Origin of the sequence: Thioalkalivibrio sp. ALJ3 (assembly GCF_000377205.1) — a bacterium.
Taxonomy (GTDB): Bacteria; Pseudomonadota; Gammaproteobacteria; order Ectothiorhodospirales; family Ectothiorhodospiraceae; genus Thioalkalivibrio.
Genome location: NZ_KB897912.1, coordinates 66,363 through 89,296 on the forward strand (window position 1 = coordinate 66,363; position 22,934 = coordinate 89,296).

Here is a 22,934-nt window from a genome sequence, read left to right on the forward strand (position 1 = left end):
AACGTTAGAATACGCCGATGCAGCTGCACCGCTTCCATGGAGGCCTGAAACTGGCCGACGAGACCGACGCCAGTACCGCCGAGCCGGTGCTGGTGATGGGCGTGCCCGCGAAACTGACCGTTCCGCTCGGCCAGCATATCGGCGAGGCGACCGAGGCCTGTGTCCAGGTCGGCGATCACGTGACCAAAGGCCAGCGTATCGGCCAGTCCAAGGGCTACATCGCCGCGCACGTGCACGCCCCCACCTCGGGCGAAGTGGTGGACATCGACCTCCACCCCGTACCCCACCCCTCGGGCCTCAATGCCCCCTGCGTGGTGATCGAGCCCGACGGGCACGACGAGTGGGGCGATGCCCGCATGGAGCCCTGGCTGGACTGGGATACCCGCGATCTGCGCGCCCTGCGCCAGCGCCTGCGTGCCGGGGGGATCGTCGGGCTGGGTGGCGCGGCCTTCCCCACGGCAGTCAAGCTGAACCCGCGCACCGGCCAGCGCATCCACACACTGATCGTCAACGGGGCAGAATGCGAGCCCTACATCAGCGCCGATGACATGCTGCTGCGCACCGCCCCCGAGGCGGTATTCGAAGGCATCCGCATCACCGCCCGCCTGCTGGGGGTGGAGCGGGTCCTGTTCGCGGTCGAGGACAACATGCCCGAGGCCATGCGCTCCCTGACCGAGACCCTGCCACCCGAGCTGCGCGACCTGATCGAGCTGGTGTCGGTCCCCTCGCTCTATCCCACCGGAGGCGAGCGCCAGCTGATCAAGGTGCTGACCGGCCTGGAGGTGCCTAGCGGCGGACTGCCCGCGGACATCGGGATGGTCTGCCACAACCCGGGCACCTTCAAGGCGATCTGCGACACGGTCATCCAGGGCCGCCCGCTGCTGTCGCGCATCGTCACGGTCACCGGCCCCGGCGTAAAACACCCGCGCAACGTGGAGGCCCTGCTCGGCACCCCGTTCGCCGACGTGATCGAGGCGGCCGGGGGCTATGCCGAAGGCGTGGACCGGCTGGTGATGGGCGGACCGATGATGGGCTTCGCCGTCCACGACGACTCCATCCCGGTGATCAAGGCCACCAACTGCCTGCTCGCCACGCGGCCCCAGGACACGCCCTCGCCCGGCCCGCTCATGCCCTGCATCCGCTGCGCCGAGTGCGCAGCCGTGTGTCCGGCCCAGTTGCTGCCACAGCAGCTCTACTGGCAGGCGAAGGCAAAAGACTTCGACGCGATCCAGGACTACGGGCTGTTCGACTGCATCGAATGCGGCTGCTGCGCCTATGTCTGCCCCAGCAACATCCCGCTGGTGCAGTACTACCGCTATGCCAAGAACGAGATCTGGGCGCGGGAAAAGGAGCGCCACAAGTCGGATATCGCGCGCGAGCGCTACGAGTTCCGCCAGGAACGCATCGAGCGCGAGGAGCGCGAGAAGGCCGAACGCCTGGCGAAAAAGAAGGCCGCGGTGAAGAACAAGGAAAACGACGGCGACAAGCAGGCCGCGATCCAGGCGGCACTGGAACGCGCGCAGAAGAAAAAGGCCGCTCGCGCGGACGAATCCGCGAAGGGTCCGGACGAGGCGTCCGATTCGGACCAATCCGGCGAGGAAACCTCCTCGACCAGCGACAGCCGCGACGGAGACGATCGCTAATGCGCTTTCGCACGGAATCGTCCCCGCATGTAATCCCCGCTCACTCGGTGGGCGGCGTGATGCAGCAGGTCCTGATGGCGCTGGTGCCCGGCACCCTGGCGATGACCTGGTTCTTCGGCTGGGGGGTGCTGGTCAACGTGCTGCTGGGCGTACTGTTCGCGGTGGCCTTCGAAGCGGCGATGGTTGCCGCCCGCAAGCGGCCGGTCATGGCCACGCTGGCGGACAACTCCGCGATCGTTACCGGCTGGCTGTTCGCGCTGGCGATCCCGCCACTGGCCCCGTTCTGGGTCACGCTGATCGGTATCGCTTTCGCGATCATCGTCGCCAAGCACCTCTACGGCGGGCTGGGCTACAACCCGTTCAATCCCGCCATGGTCGGCTATGTCGTGGTGCTGGTCTCGTTCCCGCGCGAGATGGCGCTCTGGCCAGCCGCCACCACGCTGCCGGAATCCCCGCTCACCCTGCTGCAGAGCCTGCAGACGGTCCTGACCGGCAGCCTGCCCGGCACCCAGGAGTGGGACGCGGTCACGCGCGCCACACCACTCGACGCCATGCGCGAGGGACTGGTTTCCGGGCGCACCGTGGGCGAGATCACCGCCAGCCCGCTGTTTGGCACCTTCACGGAGACCGGCTGGGAGTGGGTGGGCAACTTCTTCCTGCTCGGCGGTCTGTATCTGCTGTTCCGTCGCGTCATCCACTGGCACATCCCGGTCGCGGTGATCCTGGGGGTGGCCATCCCGGCCGGCTTCTTCTGGTTGCTGGACCCGGACTCGTTCGCCTCCCCGGCCTTCCACGTGTTCTCCGGGGCGGTGATCATCGGGGCCTTCTTCATCGCCACCGATCCGGTCTCCGCGTCCACCACTCCACTTGGCCGTATCCTCTACGGGGCTGGGATCGGCGTGCTGATCTTCGTAATCCGTACCTGGGGCGGCTATCCGGACGCGGTGGCCTTCGCCGTACTGTTGATGAACATGGTCGCCCCCACGCTCGACCATCTGACGCGACCGCGTATCTTCGGCCGCACCCGCGGCGGACCACCGCCTGGGGACGGTCATGCTTGACCTGAAACCCCGCGACATCCTGATCGCCACTGTCCTGCTGGCCGGCTTCGCTGCCGCGGGCGCGGGGCTGGTTGCGCTGGTACAGGAAGGCACGGAGGCGCGCATCGCGGACAACCGCATGGAGGTCAACCGCAGCCGCATCGCGGAGCTGACCGGCGACCTCGATTATGCAAACGACCCGGTGCACGACACGATGGCGCTAAGCAGCGATCGACTGGGGGGAACCGACCTGCCCGCCTGGTTTGCTCGCGACGCCGACGACAATGTCATGGGTATCGTGTTTTCGGCCGTGGCACGCGACGGCTACAGCGGTGACATCCATCTGCTGATCGGCGTGAACCGCGACGGCGAGCTACTGGGCGTGCGCATCTCCAGCCACCGCGAGACGCCGGGTCTGGGCGATGCGATCGAGGCGGAGCGCTCCGACTGGATTCACGGCTTCGAGGGCCGCTCCCTGGGCGACCCCGAGCCCGGCGACTGGGCGGTGCGGCGTGATGGCGGCGTCTTCGACCAGTTCACCGGCGCCACCATTACCCCGCGTGCGGTGGTTCGCGCCGTGCGCCGCACACTGGAATACTTCGACGACTACCGCGACGATCTGCTCGCGAGCGCGCCGGGGGAAGATGAAGGCGCCATGGTCGAACCGATCGGGAAAGACTCATCTATGGATACGGAACAGGAAGCCCGATGAATCCGACCCTGACCGATATCATTCGCGACGGCCTGTGGAACAACAACCCGGGCCTGGTCCAGTTGCTCGGCCTGTGCCCGCTCCTGGCGATCTCCGGGACGATGGTCAACGCCATCGGCCTGGGCATCGCGACCACGCTGACACTGCTACTGTCGAACGTGCTGGTCTCGATGATCCGCCGCCACGCGCGCCCGGAGATCCGCATCCCGGTCTACGTGCTGATCATCGCCTCCATCGTGACCGCGATCGAACTGGCGATGAATGCCTGGTTCCACGGCCTGTTCCTGATCCTCGGCATCTTCATCCCGCTGATCGTGACCAACTGCGCGATCATCGGCCGCGCCGAGGCCTTCGCCTCGCGCAACTCCGTCCCGCGCGCCGCGCTGGACGGGCTGATGATGGGCCTGGGCTTTACCGGTGTACTGATCGCGCTGGGCGCGCTGCGCGAGATCCTCGGCCAGGGTACGCTGATGGACAACGCCCACCTGCTGTTCGGCGAGTGGGGCCATAACCTGACCATCCAGATCTACCCGTCCGAGCACGGCTTCCTGCTTGCCCTGCTACCGCCGGGCGCGTTCATGGCCATGGGCCTGCTGATCGCCGCCAAGAACTGGATCGACCAGCACACGGCGACCGAGCCGGAGCCCACCGCGGAGGAATCCCGCGCCGAGGCCTCCGAAACCTCCTGATCCCAGGTATTACACAGAACCCATAACGAAAAACGCCCCACCGGGGCGCTCCGGCGGGGCGTAACGGGAAGCACTGATCAGTGCTTCCCCAAGACCGTATGGGCAATCAGGCGGTCGTATCGACGTTATTGCCCACGTGGTCGGGCAGGCCCTGGGAGGTCGCCTGCATCTCGCTGATGTTCGGCATGGCCTGCAACAGGCCCTGTGCCGCCATCTCTTCCGATTCCATCGCCTTTTTCTGCACCGCCACATCCTTTTGTACGGCGATATTCTGCTGACTCATCTGCGTGGCCTGGCTGGCAATCGCACTGGCATCCATCGTTCGCTCCTGATTCGAATGTATAGCCGGCCCGCCGGGCGTCTCAAACGCGGATTCGGGCCCGGCTCATATCCGGTGACGGCCGCGCATGCTCAGACTTTAGGGCTCGCATCAAGATTTTTTTGACGGGCGGCGAAGCGCCGCATGACCCCGCGCGCCTCACGGTCCTCCGCCTCGATCACGAAGCCGGCGCGTTCCACCGCAGTCTCGGTGTCTCGGTTCGGGTGGCAGCCCCCGGTCACACAGGTCCAGGCCGGCTGCACCTGATCCTGCACCCAGGCCAGGCTCGGGCGTCTGTGCCGCACGTGCTCGAGCATGCGCAACTGCCCCCCGGCGCGCAGCACGCGGCGGATCTCCCCCAGGCCTCGGTCCGGATCCTGCACCGAGCAAAACACCAGTCCCGACACCACGGTGTCGAACTGCGTATCCGCGAATGGCAGGGCCTCGGCCCGCGCGACCACAAACAGCGCCCCCGGGGCGCGCTTACGTGCCCGGCTCAGGGCTTCACGATCCGGGTCCAGCGCGACGACCTGCGCCGCGTCCGGATAAAGCGGGAGGTTGCGTCCAGTACCGCAGCCGATCTCAAGCACACATCCGCGTGCACCTTCGACGAGACGACGGCGCCAGCCACGAAATCCAAGCCCGTCCGCCAGCCCCATCAGGGCGTCATAAAGCCAGGGAATCTGTTCCACTCCGCGCATAAGAACCATTGTACGCGGCACAAAATGTGAACGCGTTGGCGCGATACTCCGAGCGGAATGGAACCTGCGCGCCATACCTGTGTCCACGGGGGCAAGAGCGGAAAAAATCGGCTCTGGCAACGGCAGCTGTAGTTCCGCCGTTCAGACTCTTAGACTCCATCACACGGTTGTCTGAACGTTCGGCCCGGACTCCCACCGGGCCTTTTTTTTGCCCGCCATCCGCTGCCCTGAGGGCCTCGGCCACCTGGCTAGCCAGCAAAACCGCCAGCGAACTCAGTCGCGGCTGCCGTGGATCAGGTTCAGGAACTCGCGGCGGGTGCGCGCATCCTGGCGAAAGGCACCCAGCATCACCGAGGTGGCCATCGAAGAATGCTGCTTCTCCACCCCACGCATGGTCATGCACATGTGCTTGGCATCCACGACCACGCCCACCCCCTTGGCCTGGGTGACATCCCTCAGCGCCTCGGCGATCTGCCGGGTCAGGTTCTCCTGGATCTGCAGGCGGGCGGCGAACATGTCGACAATGCGCGCAATCTTGGAGAGGCCAATCACCTTGCCATTCGGCAGGTAGGCGACATGCACCTTGCCAATGATCGGCAGCAGATGGTGCTCGCACAGCGAGTACAGCTCGATATCGCGCAGCAACACCATCTCGTCGTTGTCGGAGCTGAACAATGCCCCGTTGACGATGGTGTCGAGATCCTGGTGATAGCCACGGGTCAGGTACTGCATCGCCTTGGCCGCCCGCATCGGCGTATCCAGCAGACCTTCACGGTTGGGATCTTCATTCAGGCCGGCGAGAATCTCGCGATAATGGCGGGCCAGGGCCTCGGGGGCCGGCAACGGCCGCCCATCGGCTGCGCTGGTCACGGGCTCGTCCGCGGTACGGGCATCTGCTTGCATCGATAGGTCCTTGTTCCGTGCCATGTTGGGCATTCCTTGGGGCATCAGCGCGCCATGGGAAGCACTGATTGATGTACGCGCTCGCACTCGAGTCGCTTTTGCGTGCGAACAAGGCGCGGTGACCGCCGTGCAGTCATTCTGCACAAGGGAGGCGCAACGCCGTTCCCACGCAAAAGCGGCCGAGCCCCTTGGGGTTGGTACCCCAGGTCCCCCGATCCTGCGTTGCGGTCCTTGCCGGTAGAACCACTACCGGCTGCGCACCGCGCCTTGTCTCGGAAAACCTGGGGTACCAACGCGAGCGTGTACATCAATCAGTGCTTCCCATGATAACGGCCAGCCCGGAAGCCAGCGACACAATCGCTCCCGCGGTCAGCACCAGACGCAGGCTCATATAGCCGCGCGGCAGTGGCCGTTCCCGCAGGCTGAAGCGATCCACCCAGAGCACGCCCAGGAACAGTGCCGCGAGCGTCATCAGCGCCTCGGGCAGGGGCTGCAACAGTGCTAGCCACGCCAGGATCGCCGGGACAACCGCCCAGACCGGGGCCGCCAGCGGGCCTACGCGATGGCTGCGATCGGCCAGATACAGCCCCCAGTGGATCGCGCCGAGAAACGACAGTATCACCGCACCATAGAACGCCAGGGCCTCGAGTGCGAAAGCCTGCCATTCGGGCTGGGCCATCCAGGCACCCACCCCCAGTACGAGGAAGGGGACCAGGCCGGCATATCCGAGCACCTGCAGGATCGGGGCCGAGCCATCCGGGACCGGACGCGACAGGGAGGACGACTCGACATCGCCACGCGATCCCCGGTGGGCGCCAGCCGCCACGGCGCGCGCACCGAGATACTCGCGCAACTCCGGGAGACCACCGATGGCCCGATCCCGGGCGACAAAGAACGGCAACACATCGGCCCCGGTCGCCTCCCTCAGCGCATGAAACTGCGCACGGTTGTGCGCGGATGCCATCCCCCATTCCAGGCACACCCACCGCCCCGGGACCATCGCATCGAGCAAGGCTCGGGCATCGCGCATGTCGGACAGCCCGGAGGTAACCGCCACGATCTCGTGTTCCACGAGCGCATCGCGCACGTCCTGGGGCCAGTCTTCCATGTTGGTCACGTTGTCGTTCACAGCGCGGCCTCAATCGCCGCACGCAGGCGCCGATCATCTGGCGGGACCCGCGTACCAAAAGAGCCACGCACCTCGCCGTCGCGACCAATCAGGTACTTGTGAAAGTTCCAGGACGGGAACTCGCCGGTTGCCGTGCCAAGGTGGTGATAAAGCGTCCCGGAGGCCGCATGGCGTCGGGATGCGTGCACCTTCTCGTACATCGGGAACTGGATGCCGTAATTGGAGCGGCAGAACTCGGCGATGTCGGTCTCGTCTTCGTATTCCTGCCCCGCAAAATCACCCGAGGGGAAGCCCAGCACATGGAATCCCCGGTCCTGAAACTCCGCGTTCAGTGCCTCCAGTCCTTCGTACTGGGGAGTAAAGCCACATTGACTGGCCGTATTGACTACCAGCAGTACCTGCCCGGCATGCCGGTCGCACAGGCGCACAGGCTCGGAAGCCGCCAGCGGACGCATTTCAAAATCGAGACTCGCGGGGCACGACGCACCAGCCTCCCCCGCCGCCACGTCAAACACCAGACCTGCCCAGGCCAGCAACACCACACCCAGGAACCGATTACCTGACCGCATCGCACACCCTCCACGCCCGGACTCGTTGGAACCCACCTTACGCCGTGTCCTGGTCGGTCACCATTTACAGACATTGTACAGGTGCTGTATAAGATGTACATCACCCTGTGACCGAGCCGGAGTCGCCGCCATGAGTACCTCTCGTATCGCCGTAATCGGCGGCGGTATTGCCGGGCTGGCAAGCAGCTGGATCCTGCAGTCGCGGCACCAGGTACGCCTGTTCGAGGCGGCGCCCGAGCTGGGAGGGCATGCCCACACCATCGAGGTAACGGACCCGGAGGGCCCGACTCACCTCGACACCGGATTCGTGGTGTACAACGAGCGCAACTATCGGCTGCTGACCCGGCTCTTCCGCGAACTGGACGTGCCAACCCAGCCCACCGACATGTCGTTTTCCTGTTCCCGCCAGCCCCATGGGGTGGAATACGCCGGGAGCGATCTGAACACCCTGTTCGCGCAGCGACGCAACCTGCTCAGCCCGCGCTTTCTGCGCATGAGCGCCGACATCCTTCGTTTCAACCACTTGGGCCACCGGCTGTTCGAGCGCGACGAGATCCCACAGGACACGCTGGGGTCCTTTCTCTCGCGGCACCGTTTTGGCCGCGGTTTCACCGAGGATTATCTGCTGCCAATGGCCGGCGCGATCTGGTCATCGCCCACGGATTCCATCCGCGAATTTCCAACGGCGAGCTTCCTGCGGTTTTTCCGCAACCATGGCCTGCTCGACCTGCGCGACCGCCCGCAGTGGCGCACGGTACGCGGTGGCAGCCGGGAGTACGTGCAACGCCTGGCGGCAAGGCTTGAACCGGGCAGCGTGATCCACCAGGCGGTGCGCGCCGTGATCCCCGAAGAAGGCCAGTGGCGCGTACTGACCGCCGACTGTTCCGAGGGCTTCGACCAGATCGTGTTCGCCTGTCATGCCAACGAAGCCCGCCGACTTCTGGGGCGGGCCATGCCCACCCTCGACCATCTGCTGGCCGACTTCCGGTTTCAGGAGAACCGTGCTGTCGTCCACACCGACCCGGCCCTGATGCCACGGTCACGCCGCGTCTGGTCCTCCTGGAACTACCTGAGCGGATGCACCACAGAGCCTGGTGCACGGGTCTCGGTCTCCTACTGGATGAACCGCCTGCATGGCCTGAAGCGACACCGCAACTACGTCACCAGCCTGAACCCCTGGCGCGAACCGCAGCCGGCCACCGTGCTTGGCGAACATCTCTGGGAGCACCCGGTCATGGATGGGCCCGCCGAAAAGGCGCGGCAGCGACTGATGGGCCTCCAGGGCCAGGACGGGCTGTATTTCGCCGGGGCCTGGACGGGCGACGGCTTTCACGAGGACGGCCTGCGCTCCGCCGTCTCCATCGGCGAGGCGATGGGCATCGTTCCCCCATGGCATTCCGTGCCGAGCACCCCGCCAACTGCTGCACCCGAACCCGTGTCTGAAGAACCAGAACCGGTTAACGGTGGCGGCGCGACACCCGCTGCGGCGCCGGCTGCCCGATCGGAGGATGCCTGAGGCACCACCATGGACGCGGCTCTGGCCTACACGTCGGTCATGCACCAACGCATCGCGGCGCCGGCGTACCGCTTTCGCTATCCGGTGATCGCCGCGCTCTTCGACATCGACCACCTTGAGACCACTGCGGCGCACTGCCGCACCTTCTCCCTGAACCGCTTCAATCTGTTCAGCCTGCATACCCGCGACCACGGCCCGCGCGACGGACGGCCCTGGCGGCCCTGGGTCGAGTCCCGACTGGCCGAATGCGGCATCGATCTCGCTGGGGGACCGATTCACCTGCTCGCCATGCCGCGCGTACTTGGACACGCCTTCAATCCGCTCAGTGTCTGGTTTGCCTATCACGCGGATGGCCGGCTGCGTGGCGTACTGCTGGAAGTCCGCAACACGTTCGGCGAGCACCACCACTACCTGCTGCACGATCGTGGTCGTGCACTGCCCGTTCCGGTGCGCCAGGAAAAGGACAAGGCCTTTCACGTGTCGCCGTTTATCGACATGAACGCACGCTATCGCTTCACGGTCGTGCCCGCACCAATGGAAGAAGGAGCGACCCTTCACATCGCGGTTCACGAGTCCCGGGAAGGTGCGCCGCTAATGGTGGCCACCCAGCACGGGCGCCTGCATGCCTTTACCGACCGCAGCCTGCTGGCCGCACTGCTGCGCCAGCCCTGGATGACCCTCAAGGTCCTGCCACTGATCCACTGGCAGGCACTGAAGATCTGGCTGCGCGGCGGGCGCTACCACCCGCGCCCCGCTCCGCCGCAAAAGGAGATGCACTGATGTCCGTCGAACAAGGAAGCGCGACCACCGGGTTCGCGACCCGCCGGCACTGGGCCCTGCAACTGATCGCCCGGACCCTGCGCGGGCTCGAACAGGGACAATTGACGCTGGTCGGCCCTCGCGGTGAACGGGAGGTCGTACAGGGCATACAACCCGGACGCGAAGTGATCTGGCACCTCAAGCGGCCCTGGCGGACGCTGCTGCGCATCCTGCGCCACGGAGATCTCGGCTTTGCCGAGGGCTATGTCGCGGGGGACTGGAACACCCCGGACCTGAAAGCCTTGCTGCATCTGGCCACCGACAACGAGGCAGCACTGGCCGATCTCGCGGCCCGGCCCATGGTCCAGCGCCAGTTCGACGCCCTGCGGCACTGGTGGCACCGCAACAGCCGACGCGGCAGCCGAGCCAACATCCGCTTCCACTACGATCTCGGCAATGACTTCTACCGGCTCTGGCTGGATCCGGGCATGAGCTACTCCGCGGCCCTGTTCACTCGCGGGGACGAGGCACTGGAGAGCGCTCAGCAGCGCAAGTACGAGCGGCTACTCGAGCAACTCGACGGCGCCCCGGACGCCCACATCCTCGAGATCGGCTGCGGCTGGGGCGGTTTTGCCGAGCTGGCCGCACGACGCGGCCACCGGGTCACGGCCATCACCCTCTCGCAGGAACAGCTCGACTACGCGCGCGAGCGGATCGAGCGCGCCGGCCTGTCCGACCGTGTCGAACTGCGCCTGCAGGACTACCGCGAGCTGCAAGGGCAGTTCGACCACGTGGTCTCCATCGAAATGTTCGAGGCGGTCGGGAAGCAGTGGTGGCCCACCTTCTTCGAAACCGTCCGCAACTGCCTGCGCCCCGGCGGGCGTGCCGCACTACAGGTCATCACCATCGACGAGGGCGCTTTCGACTACTACCGGCAGAACGCCGATTTCATCCAGCTGTATGTCTTCCCGGGCGGGATGCTGCCCTCCGTCCCCCGCTTCAACGAGGCTGCCCGGAAGGCGGGCCTCGCGATCGGCGACCAGCGCTTCTTCGGCCTGGACTATGCCGAAACCCTGCGCCACTGGGAACGCGAGGTACGCCAGGCGGAACCGGTCATCGAGGCCCTAGGGCACTCTCCCACATTCCTGCGCATGTGGCGCTACTACCTCGCCTACTGTGAAGTGGGTTTCGAGCACCGTCGAGTCGACCTGATGCAGGTGGTACTCGAGCATGACAGCCACTGAAGACCCGCATCCCACTCAAGCCTCCAATGATCCAAGAATCTCAGGATTTATTCCCACTGATGAGCGGAATCTAGTACCCAATCACCAGTTTATTGGGACGCCATTCACAGGACGATCCTGCAACCGTCGTCTAGAATGCAAATTTCCGGTTTCGTGGAAAACGGGACGCGTTCACAGATGGTCCCGAATGGTCGAGGAGGTCCCCCCATGCAACATCGCATCCAGTTCCGCGAGGCCAGCTGGCCCGCCGACGCCGAAGCCATCTCCGCGGTTCGTCGCGAGGTCTTCATTGAAGAACAAGGCGTCCCCGAATCCATGGAATTCGACGGTCTGGATGCGACTGCCCTGCACTGGCTGGCCATCGGCCCCGGCGGGGAACCGATCGGCACCCTGCGCATGCTGCCCTCCGGTCAGATCGGGCGTATGGCCGTGCGCGAACCCTGGCGCGGCCACGGCATCGGCTCGCGCCTGCTCGACTACGCCGTCGAGGCCGCCATCCGCCACGGCTGGCGCGAGGTCTGGCTGAACGCCCAGAACACCCGTCTGGGCTTCTACGCCCAGCACGACTTCTTCATCATCTCCGACACCTTCGAGGACGCCGGCATCCCCCACCGTCGCATGCTCCGCCGCATCCGCCAGCCCCTCGCGCAGGCCGGTTGAGGAAACATTGATTTAGTCGCGCGCACACTCCTTACGCAAGCACATCCATGAATTAGCACCGCCGGCGGCCTACAATGGTCCTGGAGGTGCCCTCATGCGACTTAGCGAACATCAGCGCCATACGATCGAGACCATCGCCCACGAGCTTTTTGGCGACTGTACCGTTTATCTGTTCGGCTCACGCGTAGATGATTCAGCGCGCGGTGGTGACATCGACCTGCTCGTTGAGACGCCGCATCGCGTGTCAAACCGGGCTGCGATGGCCGCTCGCTTCTCGGCGCGCTTGCAGATGGCTCTGGCCGATCAGCGCATCGACGTCCTGATTCTCGACCCCGATACCCGGCACCAGCCCATTCATGACAAGGCGCGCGAACAGGGAGTCGCACTGTGGCATTGAACCCCGGCAAGGACCGCCTCCAGTTCCTGCTTGAAGCCACGCGAAAAGAAGCACGCCATCTGAGACAGACCGTTGATCGGCTTTCAGAGGAGCCGATATCGGCCCAGTGGGTTAGCCAACTCGAACACGAACCCGAACTGTCCGAAAGGCTCGATGCATTCGTCGCTCGCTTCGGCCGCCTTCAGGACACACTCGCGGACAAACTGATCCCCGAATTACTCGGAATCTCCTGGAAGACGTCGGCGCCACCCTCGATAACCTCGCCCGGATGGAACGGCTCGGCTACCTTCCTTCGGTAACCGACTGGGTTGAAGCACGGAATCTGCGTGATCGCCTGATCCATGAATACATGCGGGACCCCGAAGAGTTTGCGCAGGCGCTTCGTAGAGCGATGGACCTCACTCCAATGCTAGGGAAACACTGGTCAATGTACACACTCGCGTTGGCACCCCAGGTTTCCCGAGACAAGGCGCGGTGTGCAGCCGGTAGTGGTTCTACCGGCAAGGACCGCAACGCAGGATCGGGGAACCTGGGGTACCAACCCCACAAACCATTCAATGCAGGGGCTCGGCCGCCCGTTGTTATCAAAAACGGGCGCGCGCACGGCGTTGCGGCTCCCTTGTGCAGAATGACTGCACGGCGGTCACCGCGCCTTGTTCGCACGCAAAAGCGACTCGAGCGCGAGCGTGTACATTGATCAGTGTTTCCCTATAGCAGACCCGAGAGAAACTGGACAAAGCCGCGAAGCGTTTCACCAACGGCTGATCCCTGAGTGTGCTCGATGGCTGCCCCCTCAAAGCAGGTGCGCAATACGCGCTAGTTGCCTATGCTGAGTAGAGACCCTGCCCGGAGGCGACTGCATGGCCGACCCGACCACCGACCCCGTGATAGAAGATGCGGCCGCCCTGCTCGGGGAACTGCTCGAGGAGACGCGCAGGCGTTTCTGGCTGCATGCGCGGGTGGAACTGCTGGCGGAATTTCGCGGGCTGGAGCTGGGGTCGCAACTGGCGAACATCGCCCGGCGCCACCGCCATACCGATATCCGTATTCTGGTGGATGACGACCTGGCGCTGCGGGAGCGCATCCCGGGTCTGGTGGAAAGCATCAAGCGCCTGCCCACCGCCGTGACCGTGCGACGGCTCGATGCCGCCGAGGAAAGCCCCCTAACGCTGACTGCAATCGCCGATCACAGTGGATGGATGCAGCTTACACAGGCCGGCGGGCAACGGGTTCTGCGCGGGGATGTCGAAGATCGGGGGGGAACCCAGCGGGCCGCCCTCGATTTCGAGGCAAACTGGAGTCTAAGCGATGAAGCGATCGAACTACGCCGCCTCATGGTCTAGGCGCCACGCCCTGCGCATCCTTGCGGGGTCCCTCCTGTTTGGCGGGACCACGGCGGTCGGCATCGCCCGCGATCCGCAAACGGAGGTCGCCGTTCTCCCTCTCCAGAATCGCCCGGCCGCCGAGATCCTCCCCGAGCTACAGGGCCTTTTTGGCGATGCGGCCACGCTACGGGCCGACGGCTTCCGCCTCCTGGTGCGCGCCGACGCCCAGACCCTCGAACAGATCCGCGACGTCATAACCGAGCTCGACCACGCCTCCCAAGACCTGATCCTCTCGGTACGCCGCAGCAGCGAGCGCCCCCGCCGGGAGACCGGGACGGGTATCGACATCGAATCCGGCCCGGATGGAACCCGCGCCCGGGGTACTGCGCGGCGCTGGACCACCACCCGCCACGACGACCAGACCCAACAGGTCCGCCTGCGCGAAGGCACCGAGGCCGTCATCCTGGTCGGCGAGACCGAGGCCCACGGCTTCCGCGTATTCGCCGGACGCGCCGGCTTCGGCATGGAACCGCTCTTTCGCGACACCGCCCGCGGGTTCCGCGTACAGCCCCATGCCCAGCCCGACGGCCGCATACGCGTGGACATCTCCCAGCTCCACGAACAACCACCCGCCGCCACCATGGGCCGCGTGGAACGTCAGTCCGTCGAATCGTCTATCACCATCGAGCCCGGCGCGTGGAACGATCTCGCCGCAGTGGGCCGCACTATCGACCTCGACGAACGCGGCATTGCCTCCCGTCGCACCACCCGCGAACGCAACGCCCTGCACCTCGAAATTCGCGTCGACCACGTCGAGTAAACCCAACGACCACTGACTACCCATCCGAGGCGGCTTTACCAATCTGGTTCGCCACCTTGACGCACTATCCACGCAACGAAGCCGTCCAGCACGCCTGCGCCAACGGCGGGTACACCCTCAAACATATCGGCCACCAGTTCGGCCGGCACCCCTCCCGCATCAGCCGCTCGTAGCGGAAAGGCAAAAACAAGGTCTGCCCCCTTTGCACAAGACCCAAGAACGGCGGGCACAAAAAAGCCCCAAACGGGGCCGGATTTCGTGCATAAAAAACGGGGCCCCTGGGGGCCCCGTAAAACAAGCTAGTGCTTGTTGTTATACCGCTTTTAAGCAGTGCTCGGGCTTAGAAGGACACCCGCATGCCGGCACCCACACCCGTGAAGGAAGTGGAGCTGCCCATCCCGCCGGAGAAGTTATCAGAATCAACGCTGCGGCTGACCGCCGGGGTGTCATTGTCGTAATCGGAATACGACACGCCCGCGAAAGCCATCACACGGTTGCTGAAGTTGTGCTTAACAGCGATGGCGGCGTAGTCCACATTGCCGCTGTCACCATCGTTCTTGTTGCGGGTGTGCCCCAGGTTCAGCACGAAGTCGTTACGACCCATGGTGTAAGTACCGGACAGGAAGTAGGTATTGCCGTCCGCATAGTTGTTTCCGTCGACATCATCAGCCTTGAAGTCACTCACTTCGCCGACCAGGCGGAACGGACCGGCACGCCAGTCGACCCCGATCTTGGTGGCCCGGAAATCGCCACCTTCCAACTCGTTGCCTTGACCACCATAGTCATTCGCGTGGTTATGAGCGATGTAAAGTTCGACCGGATCCAAATCAAAGTTCAGGCGACCAGCAAAGGCGCTGTCGCTGTCGTCGGCGTTATCGACAAATGCAGCAACGTTCAGGCTGACAATGCCGAAGCTGTTGCTGTAGGAAAGACCTTGGTCCAGGTAGGAACCTTCACCCAAGCCACCGAAGGTCTGCGGGTTCAGACGACCACCGTTGGTACGAGCCTGCATAAAGGTCCCGTTCAGCGGGTCCTTGCCGGCGGTCACGTACGGGGAGGCCATGCGACCAGCCTGAATGCGACCGAAGTTGCCTTCGAGGCCAACGAATTGGTCACGGGCGCCACGGTTCAGGCCCTGTCGGGTATCGACATCCTGCTCGACCTTCAGGAAGGCCTTCAGGCCGTTACCCAGGTCATGGTTGGCCATGATGCCAATGCGGTTCGGGTTGCCGCCGTACAGGCGACCGTCCGTCGATCCGCCGGCGAAACCGCCGTCGTGCATACGGAAGCCGCTGTCGAGATCACCACCACTGTGGTGGACGATCTGCGTCTGCAGCTGACCGAACAGGGTCACGTTGGAGTCCGCGGCGGCGAAGGCCGGGACCGCGAAGGCGCCGGCAACGGCGACTGCGAGAATCTGTTTTTTCATGTTGCGTATCTCCCAGGAGAATTGGTGTGTTTCTACGCCTGCATTCGCTGGGCGTATCCCGCGAATGACAGGTGTTTTATATACACCACGGTGTCGCATTTCAACCCCTTGTGGCGAAAAAATGTCGATTGCGTTGGAAGTTTGCCCTGCCGCAACCGGGAAAAGGTGGTGGATACCGGCTGAAGGCAAAGCAAGAGGTGCTCCCAACCTATTGAATAACGTAGGGAATGGATGGCCTTGGCAACGCCGATAAATTGTTACGCAAGGCGCATATAAGGGCTTAGTTATATTGCAGAAATATAGGCCGTCAGGCGGTCTCGAGCATGACATTGGCCACCCGAAACGCTGTTGCATATGCGCGACAAGGGGTTGGCACGGATGCATCTCGGCAAGTTTGTTGCGGAAAGCCGACAGCTGAGGGAGAGCCGACGCCTGGGTTCACGAGGTCGGTGGCGTTGGCCGTAGGAGGCCAGCCCTCTGGCCGATATAGGGCGTCAGGTCAGGCCCAATCGGCCAGAGGGCTGGCCTCCTACGGGGGTCCGGCCAGCGCCGGGGGCTAATCGAGGCCGAAGGCGCGCAGGGCGAGGCGGCGCTTGATGGGGGTGGCCTGGTCGACCAGGCGCAGGCCGAGGCCGCGCAGCTCGGGAAGGCCGGCGGCCTGGGTGCCGAACAGGAGCTTGAAGCCGTCCATGGCGCGTTGCATGAAGGCGTTTTCCGGGCGGCGGGCGCGGGTGTAGGCGCGCAGGACGGTCTCCGCGCCCGGGTCGTGGCGGGCGGGGCCGCGCAACCCGTCGACCAGTGTGCGGGCGTCGGCCAGGCCCAGGTTCAAGCCCTGCCCCGCCAGCGGGTGGATGGTGTGGGCGGCGTCGCCAGCCAGTACCACGCGGCCCGCATGGTAGGTCTTGGCGTGGCGCGCGGTGAGCGGGAAGCTGGCGCGCGGGGACGTTGCGGTAATCGCGCCCAGGCAGCCATCGGTCTCCTGCTCCAGCGCCGCACAAAAGGCAGCGTCGTCCAGTGCCAGGGTGTCCTCGGCCGCCGGCCATTCGGGCTGCGACCAGACGATGGAGCAGCGCCCGTCCGCCAGTGGCAGGAGCGCGATGATCCGGTCCTCGACGAAGCGCTGCCAGGCGGTGTCCTGGTGCGGGTGCTCGGTGGTGATGGTCGCGACAACGCCGCTCGCGTCGTAGTCATGTCCGGTAAACGGGATACCGACGTAGTCTCGAACATGGGAACGCGCCCCGTCGGCCGCGACCAGCAGACGGGCCGAGGCGATCGGCTGTCGGTGGTCACCGTACACATCGACCCGGTCCGGGCGGCGGTCGAGGGTTTTCCATTCGGTCTGCGGGTACAGGGCAACGCCCGCGGCCTCGAGTTCGCCCCATAGCACGGATTCAAGCGCGGCGAGCTCGACCGTCCAGCCAAGAGCCGGGACACCCAGCGCGTCCGCCTCGAAGCGGATATGGCCGGGGCCGTTCGCATCCCAGACATACATCCCCGAAAAGGCATGGGCGCGGCGCTGCTCCAGCGCCTCGCGCACGCCCAGTTCGGCGAGAAAGGCCATGGACGCGGAGTTGAGTGTGGCAACCCGCGTAACTGGCGTCGTCTCGGGATCGAACTGGGGCGCAGCGTTGCGTTCCAGTACGCCGACCCGCAGGCCCTGCCGTGCGGCGCCCAGGGCAATCGCCCCGCCGACGGCGCCCGCGCCCACGACCAGCACGTCCAGCGTTTCGTTGTGGGCGTCTTTTTTCGTCATGGCGTGCCCTGCCCGGCTGCGGGTAGATGGGCGAGCGTATGGCGCGGCAGCGGACCCAACCCCATTGCGGATCGGGCCAGCATATCGCGCGCCGGGCGCAGGCGATCGACCGCCATCATGCCGGCCCCCAGCCCGTGGCCGCGCAAGCCGGCGGCGTGCAACAGGCCCCGGGCGAGGAAATCGGTGGCGGCGACGACGCTACCCACATCCTGTCGCCGCGCTTTCGCATAGGCCTCCAGCACGGCCGCCGCACCCGGGTCGGCGGCAAACGTCGGGGTTCCATCCGCCTGCCGCCCCGTGCGCAGCGACCCAAGCAGGCCCGCCACGTCGCGCAGCGACAGGTTAAGCCCCTGCCCCGCAACCGGGTGCACAGAGTGCGCGGCATTGCCGAGCAGCAACGCACGCTCGGCGACCGGCTCCGGGGCGTGGACGCGCTCCAGCGGGAAGCGCACGACCGGCCCCGCCGGACGCAGACGCCCGAGCGTCCAGCCAAAGCGGGCCTGCAGCTCGCGCAGACGGTCGGCCTCGACCTGCTCCAGGCGCTGTTCGCAGGTCTGCGGCGGTGCCACCCAGACGACATTCATGCGGCCATCGGCCTGCGGCAGCAGGGCCAGCGGCCCCTCGTCGGTGAAGCGCTCGAAGGCCTGGCCGTTGTGCGGGCGGTCCGGGCGCACGTCGAACACCAAAGCATCGGCGTCGTAGCGCAGACGCTGCACCGGCAGGCCCAGGGCCTTGCGGGTCGGGGAGCTCACGCCGTCCGCCGCGAGGATCAGACGGGCAGACCAGGCCGCCTCGCCCTTTGCTCCCTGGATGTGCAGCGTCCGTCGGTCGCCCTCGGCCGGATCGAGGCCGGCCAGGGTCGAGTCGTAGTGCAGGTCCACGCCGGCCGCGCGGCAGGCCTCGTTCAGCATCGGGTCCAGGGCGGCGGCCGGAACGACCTGGCCGAGCGCGGCGCGGTCATGGTCGCGCGCGTTCAGGTGGACCCGCCCCAGCCCGCCGCGGCGGCTGACGACGATGGAACGGATGGGGGTGGCCTGTTCGGCCACGGAGGACCAGTAGCCGAGATCGTCCAGCAGCTGAACGGAGCCGGCGGCCAGGGCGTAGCCGCGGGTGTCGGGGCGCGTGGTACCGGCGTTCGGTGCGGAACCCCGTTCGAACAGGGCCACAGAGTAGCCAGCCCGCGAGAGCATAGCGGCAGCCAGGCTGCCGACCGGGCCGCCGCCGATGATGGCGATGTCGCAGGCTTGGGTGCTCATGTCAGACCGGCAAGCCGTCTTGGGCGGGAGTTCGCGGGCAAGCCCGCTCCCACAAGGGCCGTTCCCGCAGCGCCTTCGTAGGATGCCGATGAGCGCAGCGAATCGCATCAAAGGTGTGGCCACGCCCCAGCGATCGGTGCGTTTCGCGGAGCTCAACGCACCCTACGGTTTTGGGGTTGGCCGGGTTTGGGCGGGAGCGCATGGTCAGGTCCAGCCCGGGAGGTCACCGGCCATGCAGGCTTCGATGTCGTCGGGGGTTTTGGGGCAGGCGGCGGTGAGGACTTCGTGTCCGTCGCGGGTGACGGCGACGTCGTCCTCGATGCGGACTCCGATGCCGCGCAGGGCCTTCGGGGCCTCGGAGTACGGGCCGAAGTAGAGGCCCGGCTCCACGGTGGTCACCATGCCCGGCTCCAGCAGGCGCCAGGCGTCGCCGACGCGGTAGTCGCCGACGTCGTGCACGTCCAGCCCCAGCCAGTGGCCAGTGCGGTGCATATAGAAGGGCCGATAGGCGTGGTCCTTGAGCAGCTTGTCGAGCCGGCCCTTGAGCACGCCCAGGTCCTTGAGCCCGCGGGTCAGCTCGCGCACGGCGGCGTCGTGCGGGTCGTTCCAGTGGTTGCCGGGGCGGGTCTGCCCGATGGCCGCGCGCTGGGCAGCCATCACGCACTCGTAGACCTCGCGCTGGGTGTCGCTGAAGCGCCCGGAGATCGGGAAGGTGCGGGTGATGTCGGAGGCGTAGCCCTGCACCTCGCAGCCGGCGTCGATCAGCAGCAGGTCGCCGTCGTTCAGGACATCGCGGTTCTCGATGTAGTGCAGGATGCAGCCGTTCTCGCCACCGCCGACGATGGAGGGATACGCCGGTTCGGTGCCATGGCGGTAGAACTCGTGCAGCAGTTCGGCCTCGACCATGAATTCGGTCACGCCCGGGCGGGCCGCCTGCATCGCGCGGATATGGGCCTGGCAGGAGATCGCCGCCGCGTGGCGCATCATGCGCAGTTCCGGTGCCTTCTTGAACAGGCGCTGCTCGTGCACGTAGTGCTCGATCGCGACGTATTCATGCGGGGCCCGCACGCCGTTGCGCGCCTTCGCGCGGACCCGATTGACCCAGCCGAACAGCCGCTGGTCCAGCGCCTCGTCGCGCCCGAACGGGGCACACAGCACGCGCCGGTTCTCCATCAGGCCAGGCAGGATCTCGTCGATGTCCTCGATCGGGAACGCACATTCGGCGCCGTATTGCTCCATCGCCCCGTCCGGTCCGGCGCGCCGCCCCTGCCAGGTCTCCTGCGTGGGGTCGCGGTCGCGGCAGAACAGGATGTACTCCCCGGCCTCACGACCGGGGACCAACACAGCAACCGCATCCGGCTCGGGAAAGCCCGTTAGATAGAGAAAGTCGCTGTTCTGGCGAAACGGGTAGTCGACATCGCGATTGCGCACCTGCTCGTGCGCCGCGGGCACCACGATGATCGAGTCGCCCCCCACGCCGCGCATCAGGCGCTGGCGCCGCCGGGCGAACTCGGCCAGGGTGATGGTCGGGGTCTTGCCGGGCAGCGGGGGGCGCGTGGGGGCATTCATTGCATCGGGATCCGTTTCGGGTCGTCCGGGGCGAGCTCGTCGGCGATCAGCAGTACACCGACGCGTACATATTCGTTGAGTTCCTCGAAGGCGGCGGCGTTGTCTTCGTCGTCCTCCGGCTCCAGCTCGATGCGCGCGATCTCGGCGAAGTCGCGCAGGATCTCGCTGGCCTCGGCCGAGGGCTTCATCTGCTGCAGCCGGGGCATCTGCCCGAAGCCGGAGATAAAGCCGTCGACCCACTCCGACAGCGCCTGGGCGCGCGCCTCGATCGGCTCGTCCTCCGGCAGCAGGGGCCCGAAGCCGAGCTCGACGTCGTACAGCTGCGCCAGCAGTGCCCGGCGGATCGCCTCCACCGTCGCGCGGAAGTCGTCCGGCGCGGCATCGGTCAGCGGCAGCGCCTCGCCCAGGCTTTGTTCCAGCGCCTCGACATCCGCGCCGGGGTCCGCGACCACACAGCCGGTGAACAGCCCGTGGGCGGAGGCCGGCGTTTGCGCGAAGCCCATGCGGCGCAGGCCATGCGCGAGCTGCTCGGCCAGCGCGGTCGGGTCGGATTCAAGGCCGCCGCGCGCCTTGGTCGATTCGCCGGTCGGAGCAGCCATCAGAAGGACTCCAGACGGGCTTCGTACGGAAACAGCAGGAAGCGGTAGAGGTCGTCACCGACCTGCAGATGGGTGAACTGCGGCTCGCCCAGCTTGATCGCGCTGGACCCGGTGGCCGACAGCGCATTCAGACCAAAGCGCTTCTCCGCGATCAGGTCCGCCAGCAGCTGCTCCAGATCCGCGCGCGGGATCGCCCCGGTATTGTCCACGATGCGGCAGGGCTTGCCGTTGTGGGCGGTGCCCTCGATTACGGTGGCCTGCGGGTCGGGTTCGGGGGGCTGGGTCATGGGCGCGGCAGTTCCTGAGAAATGATATGCCGCCTATTGTGACCAGCCCGCCATAGGAGTCGCAACAAAGCGCCGTGTCCGCGCGCGTTTGGCCCTGTCGCCGCCGGCAGTCGCAGATAGCAAAAGTGAAGGCGCTCTCGCAAAAAGGTCACACAAGTTGACGATTTGCGGGGGGGACTCCTAGACTCCATGAATTGCCAGCCGCGCGCCGTGTGCGGCCGCCTTCACCGAACCGGGGCCTGTCGCCATGTCGTCCGAGGATTCCAGCCACGATCCCGTCGAGCGCCTTGAGGCCGCGATTACGCGACTGCTCGATGAACATGCCGCCCTGCGCGAGGAGAACGATCTGCTGCACGAGCAGATTCGTCAGCTCAAAAGCGAGCGCGCGGCCTTCAAGGAACGCAACGAACAGGCCCGCCACCGGGTCGAGACGATGATCGCCCGCCTGCGGTCGATGGAGCACAGCGAATGAGCCAGTCCGAACCCGTACGCGTGTCGATCCTGGGCAAGGAATACCAGATCGCCTGCCCGCCCGAGGAACGCGCCGACCTGTTCGCCTCCGCCTCCCTGGTCGACGAACGCATGCGCGAACTGCGCGACACCGGCCGCGTGGTCGGCGCCGAGCGCATCGCCGTGATGGTGGCGCTGAACCTCGCCCACGAGATGCTCGAATGCCAGGAGCAGCTCAAGCGCGCCGAGCAGACCGGCCCGGCCCGCATCACCGCCATCGCCGACCGCATCGAACAGTCGCTGGGCACGCCCCGCTCCTGAAGTTCGCGGCCAAGGCCGCTCCCACAGGGGGCAGCTTGCCCGCTATGCGCAAAGGGCCCGATCTGTGCCCCCCCGAAGGCACATTACGGCCGGTAGATATCCACCCCGGATGGCGGATCAAAGGTGAACACGGACTCGTCGACCGGCGCGTTGCGCTCGCTTCGCTCGAAGTGAATCTCGGTCTCCTGACCAAAGATGTCGCGGAAGGCCATGCGGGTCAGGTCGCCATCCGGCGTCAGATCCAGCTCGAGGTGCGTAAAGTCCGCCTGCTCGTTGCGCGGGATCAGCAGCAAGCGCAGGGCCGAGGCATCCCGTACCGGCAGCACATCCATGCGGAAGTGCTCGTCCAGCCGCTCGGGCTGGGTGATCGCCGCGATCGGTGTCGCATCGAACGCATCCCCCAGCGGGCGCACAGTCGCCTGCGACAGGTCCGGGTCATAGGTCCACAGATCCTCGCCATCGGAGACAATCGTCTGCGGGAAGGGCTCGGTCACCTCCCAGCGCAGGCGGTTGGGCATGCCCAGTTGCATCGAACCATCGGACTCCTGCAGCACGTACCCAGTCTCGTCGCGCACCGTCTGCGTGAATTCGGCGGTAAAGGTCTCCAGTCCCTCGACAAAACGGTCCAGCGCCGCGCGCGCATCCGGTGCCGGGCCACGCTCGGCCGCCAGCGGTCCGGCGAACAGGAACATCGTCGTCGCGGCCAGGGCGAGCAGCAGACGGGAAACAAGTCGGACAGTCATGCGGGCTCCAGTTGCATGTTTACGATGATCCTGCGCCCGGTCGCTTAACCGGGCGTGAATGCCACAACAGAAAGGGCGAGCAGGATCACAGGATCCGGTAC

25 protein-coding genes are annotated in these 22,934 nt (G+C 65.9%); 13 read left to right on the plus strand and 12 right to left on the minus strand.

What is annotated here, in order from left to right; genetic code table 11:
• Positions 1-17: 17 nt before the first annotated feature.
• Genes rsxC through C935_RS0112250 form a run of 4 tightly spaced genes read left to right on the plus strand, consistent with a single transcriptional unit; the run spans position 18 to position 4,084 of the window.
• Positions 18-1,643: an electron transport complex subunit RsxC gene (gene rsxC, locus C935_RS0112235; RefSeq protein ID WP_018862784.1), complete on the plus strand. Its 1,626-nt coding sequence runs from the start codon at positions 18-20 to the stop codon at positions 1,641-1,643.
• A complete protein-coding gene (rsxD, locus tag C935_RS0112240; protein ID WP_018862785.1) occupies positions 1,643-2,704 on the plus strand; it encodes an electron transport complex subunit RsxD in 1,062 nt (353 codons plus the stop codon). The genes rsxC and rsxD overlap by 1 nt, the downstream gene beginning before the upstream one ends.
• A complete protein-coding gene (gene rsxG / locus C935_RS0112245; protein WP_018862786.1) occupies positions 2,697-3,395 on the plus strand; it encodes an electron transport complex subunit RsxG in 699 nt (232 codons plus the stop codon). The genes rsxD and rsxG overlap by 8 nt, the downstream gene beginning before the upstream one ends.
• The gene (locus tag C935_RS0112250; RefSeq protein WP_018862787.1) at positions 3,392-4,084 is read left to right on the plus strand and encodes an electron transport complex subunit E; all 693 of its coding nucleotides are present in this window, start codon (positions 3,392-3,394) and stop codon (positions 4,082-4,084) included. Before rsxG ends, C935_RS0112250 begins: the two co-directional genes overlap by 4 nt.
• A 106-nt stretch (positions 4,085-4,190) precedes the next feature.
• On the opposite strand, the gene C935_RS0112255 is transcribed toward C935_RS0112250, so the two are convergent.
• The 5 genes from C935_RS0112255 to C935_RS0112275 all read right to left on the minus strand — a co-directional run bounded on the left by C935_RS0112255 (position 4,191) and on the right by C935_RS0112275 (position 7,591).
• The gene (locus C935_RS0112255; RefSeq protein ID WP_018862788.1) at positions 4,191-4,403 is read right to left on the minus strand and encodes a YjfB family protein; all 213 of its coding nucleotides are present in this window, start codon (positions 4,401-4,403) and stop codon (positions 4,191-4,193) included.
• Positions 4,404-4,495: 92 nt separating this feature from the next.
• Entirely contained in the window at positions 4,496-5,104 is a 609-nt protein-coding gene (locus C935_RS0112260; protein ID WP_018862789.1) for a class I SAM-dependent methyltransferase, read from the minus strand.
• A 273-nt stretch (positions 5,105-5,377) separates the two neighbouring features.
• On the minus strand, positions 5,378-6,031 hold the full coding sequence (gene folE, locus C935_RS0112265) for a GTP cyclohydrolase I FolE (protein ID WP_018862790.1): 654 nt from the start codon (positions 6,029-6,031) through the stop codon (positions 5,378-5,380).
• A gap of 283 nt (positions 6,032-6,314) precedes the next feature.
• Entirely contained in the window at positions 6,315-7,115 is an 801-nt protein-coding gene (locus C935_RS0112270; RefSeq protein ID WP_196799775.1) for a DUF3429 domain-containing protein, read from the minus strand.
• Positions 7,116-7,132: 17 nt separating this feature from the next.
• Positions 7,133-7,591, minus strand: a complete 459-nt coding sequence (locus C935_RS0112275) for a glutathione peroxidase (RefSeq protein WP_018868741.1) — start codon at positions 7,589-7,591, stop codon at positions 7,133-7,135.
• A gap of 244 nt (positions 7,592-7,835) precedes the next feature.
• On the opposite strand from C935_RS0112275, the gene C935_RS0112280 reads away from it, so the two are divergent.
• From C935_RS0112280 to C935_RS0112315, 7 genes are all read left to right on the plus strand, one after another.
• Positions 7,836-9,221, plus strand: a complete 1,386-nt coding sequence (locus tag C935_RS0112280; protein WP_018862793.1) for an NAD(P)/FAD-dependent oxidoreductase — start codon at positions 7,836-7,838, stop codon at positions 9,219-9,221.
• Between the two features lie 9 nt (positions 9,222-9,230).
• A complete protein-coding gene (locus C935_RS0112285; RefSeq protein WP_018862794.1) occupies positions 9,231-10,001 on the plus strand; it encodes a DUF1365 domain-containing protein in 771 nt (256 codons plus the stop codon).
• Positions 10,001-11,224 carry a cyclopropane-fatty-acyl-phospholipid synthase family protein gene (locus tag C935_RS0112290; protein ID WP_018862795.1) on the plus strand — a complete coding sequence of 408 codons (1,224 nt, stop codon included), beginning with the start codon at positions 10,001-10,003 and terminating at the stop codon, positions 11,222-11,224. Before C935_RS0112285 ends, C935_RS0112290 begins: the two co-directional genes overlap by 1 nt.
• Before the next feature lie 207 nt (positions 11,225-11,431).
• The gene (locus C935_RS0112295) at positions 11,432-11,884 is read left to right on the plus strand and encodes a GNAT family N-acetyltransferase (protein WP_018862796.1); all 453 of its coding nucleotides are present in this window, start codon (positions 11,432-11,434) and stop codon (positions 11,882-11,884) included.
• 94 nt (positions 11,885-11,978) lie between these two features.
• The gene (locus C935_RS0112300) at positions 11,979-12,281 is read left to right on the plus strand and encodes a nucleotidyltransferase domain-containing protein (protein WP_018862797.1); all 303 of its coding nucleotides are present in this window, start codon (positions 11,979-11,981) and stop codon (positions 12,279-12,281) included.
• An 860-nt stretch (positions 12,282-13,141) separates the two neighbouring features.
• Positions 13,142-13,624 (plus strand): hypothetical protein, encoded by a 483-nt coding sequence (locus C935_RS0112310; protein ID WP_018862798.1) that lies wholly within the window; start codon positions 13,142-13,144, stop codon positions 13,622-13,624.
• A gap of 61 nt (positions 13,625-13,685) precedes the next feature.
• Positions 13,686-14,426 carry a secretin N-terminal domain-containing protein gene (locus C935_RS0112315; RefSeq protein ID WP_026278792.1) on the plus strand — a complete coding sequence of 247 codons (741 nt, stop codon included), beginning with the start codon at positions 13,686-13,688 and terminating at the stop codon, positions 14,424-14,426.
• Between the two features lie 340 nt (positions 14,427-14,766).
• Here C935_RS0112315 and C935_RS0112320 read toward each other — a convergent pair whose 3' ends face one another.
• From C935_RS0112320 to C935_RS0112345, 6 genes are all read right to left on the minus strand, one after another.
• A complete protein-coding gene (locus C935_RS0112320; protein ID WP_018862800.1) occupies positions 14,767-15,855 on the minus strand; it encodes a porin in 1,089 nt (362 codons plus the stop codon).
• A 556-nt stretch (positions 15,856-16,411) separates the two neighbouring features.
• On the minus strand, positions 16,412-17,608 hold the full coding sequence (locus C935_RS0112325; protein ID WP_018862801.1) for an FAD-dependent monooxygenase: 1,197 nt from the start codon (positions 17,606-17,608) through the stop codon (positions 16,412-16,414).
• Positions 17,605-18,864: an FAD-dependent oxidoreductase gene (locus tag C935_RS0112330; RefSeq protein ID WP_018862802.1), complete on the minus strand. Its 1,260-nt coding sequence runs from the start codon at positions 18,862-18,864 to the stop codon at positions 17,605-17,607. The genes C935_RS0112325 and C935_RS0112330 overlap by 4 nt, the downstream gene beginning before the upstream one ends.
• A 204-nt stretch (positions 18,865-19,068) precedes the next feature.
• Positions 19,069-20,433: a Xaa-Pro aminopeptidase gene (gene pepP / locus C935_RS0112335; RefSeq protein ID WP_018862803.1), complete on the minus strand. Its 1,365-nt coding sequence runs from the start codon at positions 20,431-20,433 to the stop codon at positions 19,069-19,071.
• Entirely contained in the window at positions 20,430-21,032 is a 603-nt protein-coding gene (locus C935_RS0112340) for a UPF0149 family protein (protein ID WP_018138364.1), read from the minus strand. The genes pepP and C935_RS0112340 overlap by 4 nt, the downstream gene beginning before the upstream one ends.
• The gene (locus C935_RS0112345; RefSeq protein WP_018175511.1) at positions 21,032-21,319 is read right to left on the minus strand and encodes a hypothetical protein; all 288 of its coding nucleotides are present in this window, start codon (positions 21,317-21,319) and stop codon (positions 21,032-21,034) included. Before C935_RS0112345 ends, C935_RS0112340 begins: the two co-directional genes overlap by 1 nt.
• A gap of 247 nt (positions 21,320-21,566) precedes the next feature.
• Here C935_RS0112345 and zapB point away from each other — a divergent pair, with 247 nt between their 5' ends.
• Both zapB and C935_RS0112355 read left to right on the plus strand, forming a co-directional pair.
• The gene (gene zapB, locus C935_RS0112350; protein ID WP_018862804.1) at positions 21,567-21,791 is read left to right on the plus strand and encodes a cell division protein ZapB; all 225 of its coding nucleotides are present in this window, start codon (positions 21,567-21,569) and stop codon (positions 21,789-21,791) included.
• Complete coding sequence (locus C935_RS0112355) at positions 21,788-22,090, plus strand: cell division protein ZapA (RefSeq protein ID WP_012983191.1); 303 nt, start codon at positions 21,788-21,790, stop codon at positions 22,088-22,090. The genes zapB and C935_RS0112355 overlap by 4 nt, the downstream gene beginning before the upstream one ends.
• An 83-nt stretch (positions 22,091-22,173) precedes the next feature.
• Here the strand turns inward: C935_RS0112355 and lolA are convergent, their stop codons facing one another.
• Complete coding sequence (gene lolA, locus C935_RS0112360; RefSeq protein ID WP_018862805.1) at positions 22,174-22,833, minus strand: outer membrane lipoprotein chaperone LolA; 660 nt, start codon at positions 22,831-22,833, stop codon at positions 22,174-22,176.
• Positions 22,834-22,934 lie beyond the last annotated feature (101 nt).